Origin of the sequence: Streptococcus sp. 1032, assembly GCF_013277015.1 — a bacterium.
Classification (GTDB): Bacteria; Bacillota; Bacilli; order Lactobacillales; family Streptococcaceae; genus Streptococcus.
Genome location: NZ_VMMD01000006.1, coordinates 1 through 12,242 on the forward strand (window position 1 = coordinate 1; position 12,242 = coordinate 12,242).

Annotated in this window: 12 protein-coding genes, 8 tRNA genes and 1 pseudogene; 18 read left to right on the forward strand and 3 right to left on the reverse strand. The window is 41.5% G+C overall.

The window, feature by feature from the left end:
• Window positions 1–61 precede the first annotated feature (61 nt).
• The 15 genes from HT711_RS01230 to ccpA all read left to right on the forward strand — a co-directional run bounded on the left by HT711_RS01230 (window position 62) and on the right by ccpA (window position 6,290).
• Window positions 62–134: transfer RNA gene (locus HT711_RS01230), tRNA-Asp, on the forward strand.
• A gap of 23 nt (window positions 135–157) precedes the next feature.
• Window positions 158–230: transfer RNA gene (locus HT711_RS01235), tRNA-Lys, on the forward strand.
• A 5-nt stretch (window positions 231–235) separates the two neighbouring features.
• A tRNA-Leu gene (locus HT711_RS01240) sits at window positions 236–317 on the forward strand.
• Window positions 318–335: 18 nt separating this feature from the next.
• Window positions 336–408, forward strand: a tRNA-Thr gene (locus HT711_RS01245).
• 22 nt (window positions 409–430) lie between these two features.
• Window positions 431–502, forward strand: a tRNA-Gly gene (locus HT711_RS01250).
• A 7-nt stretch (window positions 503–509) separates the two neighbouring features.
• Window positions 510–595, forward strand: a tRNA-Leu gene (locus HT711_RS01255).
• 11 nt (window positions 596–606) lie between these two features.
• Window positions 607–680 (forward strand) — tRNA-Arg (locus tag HT711_RS01260).
• A gap of 15 nt (window positions 681–695) precedes the next feature.
• Window positions 696–769 (forward strand) — tRNA-Pro (locus tag HT711_RS01265).
• A 501-nt stretch (window positions 770–1,270) separates the two neighbouring features.
• Window positions 1,271–1,462 (forward strand): hypothetical protein, encoded by a 192-nt coding sequence (locus tag HT711_RS01270; protein ID WP_012972435.1) that lies wholly within the window; start codon window positions 1,271–1,273, stop codon window positions 1,460–1,462.
• On the forward strand, window positions 1,459–1,653 hold the full coding sequence (locus tag HT711_RS01275; RefSeq protein WP_173212254.1) for a hypothetical protein: 195 nt from the start codon (window positions 1,459–1,461) through the stop codon (window positions 1,651–1,653). Before HT711_RS01270 ends, HT711_RS01275 begins: the two co-directional genes overlap by 4 nt.
• Window positions 1,640–2,524 carry an ABC transporter ATP-binding protein gene (locus HT711_RS01280; RefSeq protein WP_173233627.1) on the forward strand — a complete coding sequence of 295 codons (885 nt, stop codon included), beginning with the start codon at window positions 1,640–1,642 and terminating at the stop codon, window positions 2,522–2,524. Before HT711_RS01275 ends, HT711_RS01280 begins: the two co-directional genes overlap by 14 nt.
• 1 nt (window position 2,525) lies before the next feature.
• A complete protein-coding gene (locus HT711_RS01285; RefSeq protein ID WP_173212250.1) occupies window positions 2,526–3,263 on the forward strand; it encodes an ABC transporter permease in 738 nt (245 codons plus the stop codon).
• On the forward strand, window positions 3,263–4,360 hold the full coding sequence (locus tag HT711_RS01290) for a sensor histidine kinase (protein ID WP_173212248.1): 1,098 nt from the start codon (window positions 3,263–3,265) through the stop codon (window positions 4,358–4,360). Before HT711_RS01285 ends, HT711_RS01290 begins: the two co-directional genes overlap by 1 nt.
• Entirely contained in the window at window positions 4,361–4,960 is a 600-nt protein-coding gene (locus tag HT711_RS01295) for a response regulator transcription factor (RefSeq protein WP_173212246.1), read from the forward strand. It begins immediately after the preceding gene.
• A gap of 319 nt (window positions 4,961–5,279) precedes the next feature.
• Window positions 5,280–6,290, forward strand: coding sequence for a catabolite control protein A (gene ccpA / locus HT711_RS01300; RefSeq protein ID WP_173249700.1), 1,011 nt, complete (start codon window positions 5,280–5,282; stop codon window positions 6,288–6,290).
• Between the two features lie 370 nt (window positions 6,291–6,660).
• Here the strand turns inward: ccpA and HT711_RS01305 are convergent, their stop codons facing one another.
• Window positions 6,661–7,623, reverse strand: a complete 963-nt coding sequence (locus HT711_RS01305; RefSeq protein WP_173249701.1) for an asparaginase — start codon at window positions 7,621–7,623, stop codon at window positions 6,661–6,663.
• A gap of 65 nt (window positions 7,624–7,688) precedes the next feature.
• Between HT711_RS01305 and HT711_RS01310 the strand changes: the two genes are divergently transcribed.
• Window positions 7,689–9,080, forward strand: coding sequence for a Cof-type HAD-IIB family hydrolase (locus tag HT711_RS01310; protein ID WP_173249702.1), 1,392 nt, complete (start codon window positions 7,689–7,691; stop codon window positions 9,078–9,080).
• A gap of 182 nt (window positions 9,081–9,262) precedes the next feature.
• Here the strand turns inward: HT711_RS01310 and HT711_RS01315 are convergent, their stop codons facing one another.
• On the reverse strand, window positions 9,263–9,715 hold the full coding sequence (locus HT711_RS01315; RefSeq protein ID WP_000079145.1) for a universal stress protein: 453 nt from the start codon (window positions 9,713–9,715) through the stop codon (window positions 9,263–9,265).
• Between the two features lie 161 nt (window positions 9,716–9,876).
• Between HT711_RS01315 and HT711_RS01320 the strand changes: the two genes are divergently transcribed.
• A complete protein-coding gene (locus tag HT711_RS01320; RefSeq protein ID WP_173249703.1) occupies window positions 9,877–10,170 on the forward strand; it encodes a hypothetical protein in 294 nt (97 codons plus the stop codon).
• A 156-nt stretch (window positions 10,171–10,326) separates the two neighbouring features.
• Window positions 10,327–11,541 (forward strand): pyridoxal phosphate-dependent aminotransferase, encoded by a 1,215-nt coding sequence (locus HT711_RS01325; RefSeq protein WP_164226913.1) that lies wholly within the window; start codon window positions 10,327–10,329, stop codon window positions 11,539–11,541.
• A gap of 92 nt (window positions 11,542–11,633) precedes the next feature.
• Here the strand turns inward: HT711_RS01325 and HT711_RS01330 are convergent.
• Window positions 11,634–12,242: pseudogene (locus tag HT711_RS01330) on the reverse strand (IS30 family transposase); the annotation flags it as partial.

Genomic DNA, 12,242 nt, shown 5'->3' on the forward strand with positions numbered 1-12,242 from the left:
GCTGGGAGAGCATCTGCCTTACAAGCAGAGGGTCAGCGGTTCGATCCCGTTAACTCCCAAAGGTCCCGTAGTGTAGCGGTTATCACGTCGCCCTGTCACGGCGAAGATCGCGGGTTCGATTCCCGTCGGGACCGTTAGAATAACGGAAGTTATTTTAGACTCGTTAGCTCAGTTGGTAGAGCAATTGACTTTTAATCAATGGGTCACTGGTTCGAGCCCAGTACGGGTCATATCTGCGGGTTTGGCGGAATTGGCAGACGCACCAGATTTAGGATCTGGCGCTTAACGGCGTGGGGGTTCAAGTCCCTTAACCCGCATTAAGATATAACAAATGAGCCGGCTTAGCTCAGTTGGTAGAGCATCTGATTTGTAATCAGAGGGTCGCGTGTTCAAGTCATGTAGCCGGCATTTTTAGATAGAAGAAAACAGTGCGAACGTAGTTCAGTGGTAGAACACCACCTTGCCAAGGTGGGGGTCGCGGGTTCGAATCCCGTCGTTCGCTTAGAGAGGCCGGGGTGGCGGAACTGGCAGACGCACAGGACTTAAAATCCTGCGATTGGTAACGATCGTACCGGTTCGATTCCGGTCCTCGGCATAAACTAATGAGCACCCTTAGCTCAACTGGATAGAGTACCTGACTACGAATCAGGCGGTTAGAGGTTCGACTCCTCTAGGGTGCATTTTTCTTTTTAACTCGGGAAGTAGCTCAGCTTGGTAGAGTACTTGGTTTGGGACCAAGGTGTCGCAGGTTCGAATCCTGTCTTCCCGATACATTACAGAGATATGTGAGTGTGTGTTTTTATAACGAGATATTATATACATTAAGAGAGAATCATTTTGGTTCTCTCTTTTTTGATTTTCAGCAATTCATTTTGATTGCGTATATTTTTTTGTTTCCTGATTTGTTCAATGAATACTGTAGTTTAGGTACATAAATTAAAATTTAACAGATTGTATAATTCTTACAAACTTTTAAGAAAGTAATTGAAGAGTTTTTTGTCCTACATATAATATATATGTTTGTACGATAAAAATTTCCGCTCTTTTGATTTTAAATAAGTATTAGTTTACATTATAGTGTGAATGGGGTTTGATATCTCTTTTGAGGAAGTTGCCTTAGATTTTTCTACTTGTGTTTTATTGTATAGTGTATCTTGCTTGTTTTGAACAGAATCTTTTATGACATTTGTCATATCTCCTCATGACAGAAGCTTCTAGTGATTCTACCTTCAAAGAATTATACTAGATGTATCAAGTGGAGGAAGAAAAAATGAAACATAAAGTAATTGTCGCAATGAGTTTAGTAGCAGCAGGAGTCATGACTTATCTCATGTTCTCAGGATTGGATGAAGATTTCTATCATTTTCCTTGGGAGCTATTTGCAGGATTTGGAATGATGTCCTGGCTTATCCGAGAAGGTTTGAAATTAGTCTCAGATGTGAAAAAGGAGTTTGAAAAATGAAAAAAGCGTTTCTCTATCTTTTTATTGGACTATCACTAGTGGTATGGTTGGTAGAAATGTTTACAGGTTGGTTTGATCAAGCCTTCCTTCACCAATTCATCCGTGGTGCTTTGGGGTTTGGATTTATGATTTTCGTCGTTTTCCTTATGAGAATGGAGTGGTTGAAAGGAGAGTCTCATGACTGTGATTAAAGTTGAGAAATTGAGTAAGAAAATAAAAGACAAGGAGATTTTGCGGAACATCTCCGTTGAAATCAACGATGGTGAATGTGTTGCCTTAATTGGTCCAAATGGAGCTGGGAAGACAACACTCTTAGATTGTTTGCTTGGAGATAAACTGGTCACAAGCGGTCAAGTATCCATCCAAGGCTTGCCAGTGACGAGTTCTCAGTTAGACTACACAAGATCCTATCTCCCTCAAGAAAATGTTATCGTTCAGAAATTAAAGGTCAAAGAGTTGATTGCTTTCTTTCAAAGTATTTATCCAAATCCCTTGAGCAACCAGGAAATCGATCAACTATTGCAGTTTGATCAGCAACAGAAAGAGCAATTTGCAGAAAAATTGTCAGGTGGGCAAAAGCGTCTTTTCTCTTTTGTCTTGACCTTGATTGGCCGACCAAAACTTGTCTTTTTAGATGAGCCAACTGCGGCCATGGATACTTCAACTCGTCAACGCTTTTGGGAAATTGTTCAGGAACTAAAAGCTAAGGGAGTTACCATTCTCTATTCCTCCCATTATATCGAAGAGGTAGAGCATACAGCGGACCGAATCTTGGTCTTGAATAAGGGAGAGTTGATTCGTGATACGACGCCTCTAGCTATGCGTAGTGAGGAGATTGAAAAGCATTTTATCCTTCCGCTGGCTTACAAGGAAGTCGTTGAGAAGTCAGTCTTGGTTGAAAGGTGGGTACAAAAACAAGATGCTCTGCAAGTTGTCACACGAGAGGCAAATGCTTTCTGGGAACTATTAGTCCGAGCAGGATGTAGGATTCAAGAAATTGAAGTCAATAATCGTAGCTTGCTGGATACAATCTTTGAAGAAACACAAAAGGGAGATGACTAAGATGAAACAATGGATCGCACTAAACAAGATAGAATTTCTATTGACCAAACGACAATTAGTCTATTATCTATTATCCGTAGGGATGCCGACAGCCTTCTATTTATTCTTTTCAGGCATGTACCAGGACACACCAGGTGGACCGGCTAATTTTATGCGTGATTACCTCATCTCCATGACTGCCTTTTCCATGATGTCGACCGCTATCTTTTCATTCCCAGCTGTCTTACATACCGATAAGATGAACAACTGGCAGAAAACATTGCGTCATAGCCCTGTAAATATGGTAGAATATTATCTATCAAAGATAACAAGTATGCTGGTTGATTATTTGGTTTCAATTCTGGTTGTTTTTACAGTTGGACATTTTGTAAGAGGTGTAGACATGCCTCTAGCAAGCTGGATTGGGGCTGCGTTCTTGCTGATAGTAGGAAGTGTAGCTTTTGTAGCGCTTGGCTTGACCTTGACACTCTTGCCTTCTAGTCAGCTGATGTCTGTCGTGGGCAATCTTCTCTATCTAGGCTTGGCTGTTTTAGGTGGACTCTGGATGCCCATCTCTTTATTTCCAGACTGGATGCAAGCAATCGGGAAGTGCCTACCAACTTATCAGTTGATGGAGTTGCTCAAGACCTTCTTAAACGAGGGTAGCATCAATCTATCAGCCACAGTTTATCTACTTGTTTTTTCAGCAGTTTTGTTTGGTTTGACCATTTACCTTCAAGGTCATAAGGAGAATGCTTAATGCTTGAAAGACTGAAAAGCATACACTATATGTTTTGGGCCAGTTTAATTTTTATGATTTTCCCCATCCTACCTGTAGTGACTGGGTGGCTTTCTGCCTGGCATTTATTGGTTGATATTCTATTTGTAGTGACGTATTTGGGTGTTTTAATAACTAAGAACCAGCGCCTATCTTGGCTTTTCTGGGGGATCATGCTGGTCTATGTAGCTGGGAATACCGTCTTTGTTGCTGTGAATTATATCTGGTTTTTCTTTTTCCTTTCCAATCTCTTAATTTATCATTTTGGCGTAGGTAGTTTAAAGTCTTTACATGTCTGGAGTTTTCTCCTTGCTCAAGTCCTTGTTATGGGGCGACTTTTGATTTTTCAGAGAATCGAAGTTGAGTTTCTAGTCTATATGCTTGTAATTCTTACTTTTGTCGATTTGATGACTTTTGGCTTGGTTCGGATTCGTATTGTGGAAGATTTGAAAGAAGCTCAGACTAAGCAAAATGCCCAGATAAATCTATTGCTAGCAGAAAATGAGCGCAATCGTATCGGTCAAGATTTGCATGATAGTCTGGGACATACTTTTGCTATGCTTAGTGTCAAGACAGATTTAGCATTACAGTTATTACAGATGCAGGCTTATCAACAGGTGGAAAAGGAATTAAGAGAAATACAGCAAATTAGCAAAGAATCAATGCGTGAAGTGCGAACCATTGTGGAAAATCTTAAGTCTAGAACTTTGACATCCGAACTAGAGACTGTGAAAAAGATGTTAGAAATTGCTGGAATTGAGGTGGAAATAGCTAATCAACTAGATACAGCTAGCTTAACTCAGGAATTGGAGTCAACGGCTTCCATGATTTTGCTTGAGTTAGTAACCAATATCATCAAACATGCCAATGCGTCTAAAGCTTACTTGAAATTAGAACGGACAGAGAAGGAACTCATTCTAGCAGTAAGTGATGATGGCTGTGGTTTCGCTTCTATAAAGGGTAATGAGCTCCATACAGTCCGAGAACGTATCCTTCCATTTTCAGGAGAAGTAAGTGTAATCAGTCAGAAACATCCAACGGAAGTGCAGGTTCGACTACCTTATAAGGAGAGAAAGTAGATGAAAGTATTAGTCGCAGAAGATCAAAGTATGTTGCGAGATGCTATGTGTCAATTGCTCACGCTTCAACCGGATGTAGAGTCTGTCTTTCAAGCCAAGAATGGGCAAGAAGCAATCCAACTATTAGAAAAGGAGTCTGTGGATATTGCCATCCTTGACGTAGAAATGCCTGTTAAGACAGGTCTTGAAGTCTTGGAGTGGATACGAGCAGTAAATCTAGAAACAAAGGTGGTTGTGGTGACGACCTTCAAGCGTCCTGGGTATTTTGAACGTGCGGTCAAGGCTGGAGTAGATGCTTATGTATTAAAAGAAAGAAACATTGCAGACCTCATGCAAACCTTGCACACCGTCCTAGAAGGACGGAAGGAATATTCGCCTGAATTGATGGAAGTGGTGATGACGCATCCCAATCCGTTAACAGAGCAAGAAATCGCCGTTTTAAAGGGAATTGCTCAAGGCTTCTCTAACCAAGAAATTGCAGATCAACTTTATTTATCAAACGGAACAGTCCGAAACTATGTCACCAATATTCTTTCAAAACTAGATGCAGGTAATAGAACAGAGGCAGCTAATATCGCGAAAGAATCTGGTTGGTTGTGATACTATCATAATGCGAAAACCATTATGTGCTAAAATTGAAATTATTTAATCAAACAATTTTGTAACTTGAGGAGGGCTTGGTTTCCTCCTTTTTGTTTACTCTAAGGTGGTAGCAAGAGCTAAACCTAGGCTTTCTATGAAATTTTTTCAATCAATCTTCAAAAAACACTTGAAAGTGTTTACAATTAGTGATAGAATGGAATAAGTAGAAACATGAAAACGAAATTTTCACATCTTCACTTTTGTAAGTAGATATAGAGTTTCAATCGGTGCCTCTACTTGTAAAAGAATGTGTGGGATAGAAAGGGCAGGAAAAGGAATGAATGCAGATGATACAGTAACCATTTATGATGTCGCTCGTGAAGCAGGTGTTTCCATGGCGACGGTCAGCCGTGTGGTCAATGGCAATAAAAATGTAAAAGAGAATACCCGTAAAAAAGTGCTAGAGGTAATTGATCGTTTGGATTATCGTCCAAATGCAGTTGCGCGTGGTCTTGCAAGTAAAAAGACAACTACTGTCGGTGTCGTGATTCCAAATATTACCAATGGTTATTTTTCGAGTTTGGCTAAGGGGATTGATGATATTGCAGAAATGTACAAGTACAATATTGTCCTAGCTAATAGCGATGAAGATAACGAGAAAGAAGTTTCTGTTGTCAATACCCTCTTTTCAAAGCAGGTAGATGGCATTATCTTTATGGGTTATCACTTGACAGATAAAATTCGCTCAGAATTTTCGCGTTCACGTACTCCGATTGTTCTCGCAGGAACTGTCGATGTTGAGCACCAGTTGCCAAGTGTCAATATTGACTACAAACAAGCTACGATTGATGCAATGACCTACCTCGTTAAAGAAAATGAGCGCATTGCTTTTGTCAGCGGTCCACTAGTGGATGACATCAATGGTAAGGTTCGTTTGGTTGGCTACAAGGAAACCTTGAAAAAAGCAGATATTCCTTATAGCGAAGGCTTGGTATTCGAGTCTAAATACACTTATGACGATGGTTACGCCTTGGCAGAGCGTTTGATTTCATCAAATGCAACTGCAGCAGTTGTAACAGGTGATGAGTTGGCAGCAGGAGTCTTGAACGGTTTGGCTGATAAGGGTGTTTCTGTGCCAGAAGATTTTGAAATTATTACTAGTGATGATTCACAAATCTCACGCTTTACCCGTCCAAACTTGACAACGATTGCCCAACCTCTTTATGACCTTGGTGCCATTAGTATGCGTATGTTGACTAAGATTATGCACAAGGAAGAGTTGGAAGAACGTGAAGTTCTCTTACCTCATGGATTGACAGAACGTCGTTCAACACGAAAACGTAAATAGAAAAAATCAGGGAATCGAGAAGATTTCCTGATTTTGTGCTCTTAAACAAGAGATGTCGACTCAATGAATACCACAGAGCGGACTAGGCGGCTGGTTAAAGGCTGCGCAACACACTGCTTTGAGGTTGTAGATGAAACTGACGAAGTCAGCTCAACACACTGTTTTGAGGTTGCAGATAGAACTGACGAAGTCAGCTCAAGGCACTGTTTTGAGGTTGCAGATAGAACTGACGAAGTCAGCTCAAGGCACTGTTTTGAGGTTGCAGATAGAACTGACGAAGTCAGCTCAAAACATGTTTTTGAGGTTGTAGATNNAACCATACATACGGCAAGGTGAAGCTGACGTGGTTTGAAGAGATTTTCGAAGAGTATTAGCCTTCCATATAGTCTTTCAAAGCCTGCCCTTTTAGTCCGGCATTGAGGGCAATTAGGAGTTTCAAGCGGGCTTTTTGGGCGTTGAGTTCTTTGACAAAGAAAACACCTGCCTTTTGCAACTGCACGCCCCCACCTTGGTAGGCATAAACAGGCTCAGCTATACCGTTAAAACATCGTGAAACCAGGGCGACTGGGATTCCTTTTTGCAGAAGGCTTTCTAATTTTTGAGCGGTTTCTTTGGGTATATTACCAGCTCCGAAGGCTTGGATAATCAAACCGTCCAATTGTTCCAAATCCAGCATATCAATCAGCTCATCTGTCATACCAGCATAAGCCGAGATAATAGGGACTAAACCTTGTATGTGATCAAGGTCAAAGCGAACACGAGGTTCAGCTGTTTTGAAGTAGAGGATTTCCTGTTTCATGATGAGACCAAGGGGGCCGTGGGTAGGAGTCTGGAAGGTACTGACATTGGTCGTATGCGTTTTGGTAACATACTTGGCAGCGTGGATTTCATCGTTCATAACGACTAAAACTCCTTTGTCAGCAGCCCTGTCATCGCTAGCTACTCGCAAAGCACTTAGATAATTATAAACACCATCACTGCCGAGTTCGTTGGAGCTGCGCATGGCCCCTGTTATAACGATAGGCATATGGGGGACTTCCATGGTATCAAGGAAATAGGCTGTTTCCTCTAAAGTATCGGTCCCGTGTGTGATCACCACTCCATCGTAGTTAGCAGCTTCCTCTTTAATTTTCTGGTAGAGGGCCAGCATATGCTTGGGTTTGATATGGGGGCTTGGCAGGTTAAAAAAGTCCAAGGCGTGGACTTGGATTCCTTCAAGAGGATTGGACACATGGTTCATGGGATTATCTGAACTCGTCACAACAGCGCCAGAAGCATCGGCCTGCATGGAAATAGTCCCACCCGTATGTAAAACAAGGATTTTCTTAGGCATGATTTACTCACTCTTTCTGAAATGTGGTATAATCATTGTATCACAAAAGGGGAGATTGGGATAGGATGGAAGTCAAAGCTGTTTTTTTTGATATCGATGGAACCTTGGTCAACGATCGCAAGAGTGTTTTGAAATCCACTAAGGATGCGATTAAGATTGTCAAAGAACAAGGGGTGCTTGTAGGCGTAGCGACAGGGCGAGGACCTTTTTTTGTTAAGGAATTGATGGACGATTTGGATTTGGACTTTGCGGTAACCTATAATGGCCAGTATATCTTTACTAAAGACAGAGTCTTGTTCACGAGCCCTATTTCCAAGTTGCATTTGCGTCATCTAATTAGCTATGCTAAAAAAGAGGGCAAGGAGATTGCCCTAGGGACCAAGGATGCCATGCTGGGTTCCAAAATCATGTCCTTTGGTCTGGGTTCTTTTTCCCAACGAATCAGTCGCTTCGTTCCCTCTGTTCTAACCCGAACAGTGAATCAGTCTTTTAATCGCATGGTCAGCAAGGTTGTTCCCCAAAAGGAAGAAGACCTGCTTCATCTGATGAATCAGCCTATCTACCAAGTTTTGATGCTGATGACGCCAGAAGAATCTGAGAAGGCAGCAGCTGATTTTGAAGATTTGAAATTGACACGTAGCAATCCTTTTGCAGCGGATGTCATCAATCAAGGAAACTCTAAATTGGAAGGCATACGCCGAGTCGGAAAAGAATATGGCTTTGACCTTAATCAAGTCATGGCCTTTGGTGACTCAGATAACGACTTAGAAATGCTGGCTGGTGTCGGTATGTCGGTCGCTATGGGAAATGGTAGTAGCAGTGTCAAGGAAGTTGCCAAGCACATTACCACTAGCAATCAGCAAGACGGAATCCACAAGGCCTTGGAACATTTTGGTGTTTTGTCTTCAGAAAAAGTCTTTGTCAGCCGTGACTATCATTTCAATAAGGTCAAGACCTTCCACCACATGATGGATGAACGAACCCAAGAAGAACCTAGAGCTTGGGATTTAGAAGGTGCAACCCATAGGGCTGGCTTTAAAATAGAAGAATTGGTGGAGTTTGTTCGAGCTGCCAGTCCTTCGGAAGAGGATTTTGGTCAAGCTCTATCGCAACTTCATCAAGCTCTTGATAAGGCGGCAGATAAAGTAGCCAAGAAGACGCCTGCTCAGCAAGATTTGATAGGGCAAGTGGATGCCTTGATTGACACACTTTACTTCACCTATGGCAGTTTTGTCTTGATGGGAGTGGACCCAGAACGTATTTTTGATATTGTCCATCAGGCCAATATGGGGAAAATTTTCCCAGATGGCAAGGCTCATTTTGATCCAGTGACCCACAAAATCTTAAAGCCAGATGATTGGGAAGAAAAATATGCTCCAGAACCTGCTATTAAAAAGGAACTGCAGCGTCAGCTTAAGGCTTATGAACGTCATAAAGAGAGAAATAATACTCAATGAAAATCAAAGAGCAAACTAGGAAACTAGCTGCAGGTTGCTCAAAGCACTGCTTTGAGGTTGCAGATGAAACTGACGAAGTCAGTAACATACCTACGGCAAGGCGACGTTGACGTGGTTTGAAGAGATTTTCGAAGAGTATAAATAGTAAACAAAAAGGAGCGCTGAGCTCCTTTTCTTTGTAATTATAAGGTTTTTTCTTGTTCTCTCACAACCAGCAAATCGACCTTAGCATGGCGGAGGATGTATTCAGATGAAGAACCGACCAAAAGGCGTTCAAAGGCGTTGAGACCAGTTGCGCCAACGAGGATGAGATCCACTTCCTCAGTATCTGGAATAGTACGTGCTAGTAGGGTCTTTGGATTTCCCATTTCAATGACGATATGAACATCTGCCACACCAGCATCTTTAGCACGTTTTTCGTACTCTTTCATCAGACTTTCAGCGTCAACTTGGAGTTGTTCGTAAACTTCAGCATCAAAGGTGGATACGCTTTGAAGAGCGCGTGTGTCAATGACATGTGCGATGGTGAGTTTAGCGTCGTTTCGTAGAGCAGAATGAACTCCCTTGATAAAAGCCAAGTCCGCTTCCTTAGAACCATCGATTGCGACCATGATATTTTGGTAACGTTGTGCCATAATGAAACCTCCTGAAATTTTCTTACTATCATTGTAAACCTTTTCACTATAGAAGTAAAGCAAAAAAAGTATTTTTTAAAAGAATGTTAGCTCTTAAAATCTATATAAATATATGATAAAATAAAAGAAAGGATAGCAGGAAAGAAGTGAAGGGAGGGAGAATGATGAAAAACTCTTTTCAAAAATCAAATTTCCTTTATTATGGAATTATCCTAGTTTCAGTCTTGGTAGAAGTAATCATGATCTGGCAATTAGAGAAGCTGATTCCGCTTCTTTATCCAGGTTTTATCGGCTTTTTAGTCTTTCATCTACTCTACCATCTAATCTTATTCCTAGTTGCAAAACGAAGTGGCCGTTGGGGTTACTTGATGATATGGGGGCTTTTCCTCATGTTCAATCTTCTCTATGACTCCTTTTTAGGCTTGCTTTTTCTAGGATTATCTTTTGGTATGTGATGTTTTTTTGGCAAAACACCTGCTATCTCCCCTGTCTTGACCTCGCTTTTAGCGAGGCTTTTCTTCTGTAGGATTTTAGTAACACATTTCAGCAAACTTGTCGCATTGTCTTTCTAGTGGTATAATGTTACTATCTCGATGAATTGAGGAAACAAGATGAAAGAATATAACAAGTCTAGTAAGTTAGAGCATGTTGCTTATGATATCCGTGGGCCTGTTTTGGAAGAAGCCATGCGGATGCGAGCAAATGGAGAAAAGATTTTACGTCTGAATACAGGAAATCCAGCAGAATTTGGTTTTACAGCGCCAGACGAAGTCATTCATGACTTGATTATGAATGCGCGTGATAGTGAAGGTTATTCTGACTCAAAAGGGATTTTCTCAGCCCGTAAGGCTATCATGCAGTATTGCCAATTGAAGAAATTCCCAAACGTAGATATTGATGATATTTATCTTGGAAATGGTGTCAGTGAGCTGATTGTCATGTCCATGCAGGGGCTTTTGGACAATGGAGATGAAGTCTTGGTGCCTATGCCAGACTATCCTCTCTGGACAGCGGCTGTCAGCCTAGCTGGAGGAAATGCCGTTCACTATATCTGTGATGAAGCTGCAGAATGGTATCCAGATATTGACGATATCAAGTCAAAAATTACTTCCAATACCAAGGCAATCGTCCTTATCAATCCAAACAACCCAACTGGAGCCCTTTATCCTAAGGAACTCTTGTTGGAGATTATTGAGATTGCCCGTCAAAACGATTTGATTATCTTTGCGGATGAAATTTACGACCGTATGGTAATGGATGGGCATGTGCATACGCCTGTGGCGAGCTTGGCACCAGATGTCTTCTGTGTCAGCATGAATGGTCTGTCAAAATCCCATCGTATCGCTGGTTTCCGTGTGGGTTGGATGGTCTTATCTGGTCCTAAGACACATGTTAAAGGCTATATAGAAGGGCTCAATATGCTGTCCAATATGCGTCTTTGCTCTAACGTTTTGGCCCAGCAAGTCGTACAAACATCACTAGGTGGGCACCAGTCAGTCGATGAATTGCTCCTTCCTGGTGGACGAATTTACGAGCAAAGAAATTTCATTTATAATGCCATTAAAGAGATTCCAGGTCTCTCTGCTGTTAAACCCAAGGCTGGACTCTATATCTTCCCTAAAATCGACCGCAATATGTACCGTATCGATGATGATGAGCAGTTTGTTCTTGATTTCTTGAAGCAGGAAAAGGTTCTCTTGGTTCATGGTCGTGGTTTTAACTGGAAGGAACCAGACCACTTCCGTATCGTTTACCTTCCTCGTGTTGATGAACTTGCCCAAATCCAAGAAAAAATGACTCGTTTCTTGAAACAGTATCGTAGATAGGGCTTACATTCGAAAAAGGGTAAATTCCCAAACTAAGTTCCGCTATGGTGGAAGTTAGTGTGAGACGTTTGAATAGGGTTTTAGGTTAGTTTTTAGAACTTATGTTGGAGTAATTTAGAAGACTGACAGACGTCTTCTGCAGGTATTTTAGAAATGCCGAGAAGCTTAGGAATTTCTTCTCCATAAGTAAAGGCAAAGAGTTCATAAGCTGACTTTCCATTCAAAGCAGCACGTTTGACGCTGTTGACATGAGAGCAGACGAGATTGATGTCCTCTTGAGTTAAATTGTCAAAAGAAGTTCCTTTAGGTAGAATGTCGCGAATCAGCGTGTGATTTTTCTCAATTCTCCCTTTCTGGTCAGAGCGATTAGGGTCACAAAAGAAGAGTTTACTCTCTCCTCGCGCATCCATTTCGATATCATCGACCCTGGCAAACTCTCCACCATTATCGGTAAGAATGACAGGGAAGAGTTGGAAGAAATCTTTGTCAGCTTGGTGAAGAGTGTTCTTGATGTCATAGAGGTGTTTGGTAACCTCAAGGGCAGTTTTATTATCCAGCAGTCTAGCGAAGATAAAGTTACAGAAAGATAGATTGAAGGTGAGTAGGACTTTACCTCCCATTCTGCCCATAACGGTATCCATTTCTAGCCAAGAGTCTAGTTGATTAAGGGTTAAATAATTTAGGAAATCCTCATAGGAACG

Excerpts from the sequence above, each read along its gene's own strand:
- HT711_RS01270 (WP_012972435.1), top strand. The coding sequence starts at position 1,271 with ATGAAACATAAAGTAATTGTCGCAATGAGTTTAGTAGCAGCAGGAGTC.
- HT711_RS01275 (WP_173212254.1), top strand. The coding sequence starts at position 1,459 with ATGAAAAAAGCGTTTCTCTATCTTTTTATTGGACTATCACTAGTGGTA.
- HT711_RS01280 (WP_173233627.1), top strand. The coding sequence starts at position 1,640 with ATGACTGTGATTAAAGTTGAGAAATTGAGTAAGAAAATAAAAGACAAG.
- HT711_RS01285 (WP_173212250.1), top strand. The coding sequence starts at position 2,526 with ATGAAACAATGGATCGCACTAAACAAGATAGAATTTCTATTGACCAAA.
- HT711_RS01290 (WP_173212248.1), top strand. The coding sequence starts at position 3,263 with ATGCTTGAAAGACTGAAAAGCATACACTATATGTTTTGGGCCAGTTTA.
- HT711_RS01295 (WP_173212246.1), top strand. The coding sequence starts at position 4,361 with ATGAAAGTATTAGTCGCAGAAGATCAAAGTATGTTGCGAGATGCTATG.
- ccpA (WP_173249700.1), top strand. The coding sequence starts at position 5,280 with ATGAATGCAGATGATACAGTAACCATTTATGATGTCGCTCGTGAAGCA.
- HT711_RS01305 (WP_173249701.1), bottom strand. The coding sequence starts at position 7,623 with ATGCCTAAGAAAATCCTTGTTTTACATACGGGTGGGACTATTTCCATG.
- HT711_RS01310 (WP_173249702.1), top strand. The coding sequence starts at position 7,689 with ATGGAAGTCAAAGCTGTTTTTTTTGATATCGATGGAACCTTGGTCAAC.
- HT711_RS01315 (WP_000079145.1), bottom strand. The coding sequence starts at position 9,715 with ATGGCACAACGTTACCAAAATATCATGGTCGCAATCGATGGTTCTAAG.
- HT711_RS01320 (WP_173249703.1), top strand. The coding sequence starts at position 9,877 with ATGATGAAAAACTCTTTTCAAAAATCAAATTTCCTTTATTATGGAATT.
- HT711_RS01325 (WP_164226913.1), top strand. The coding sequence starts at position 10,327 with ATGAAAGAATATAACAAGTCTAGTAAGTTAGAGCATGTTGCTTATGAT.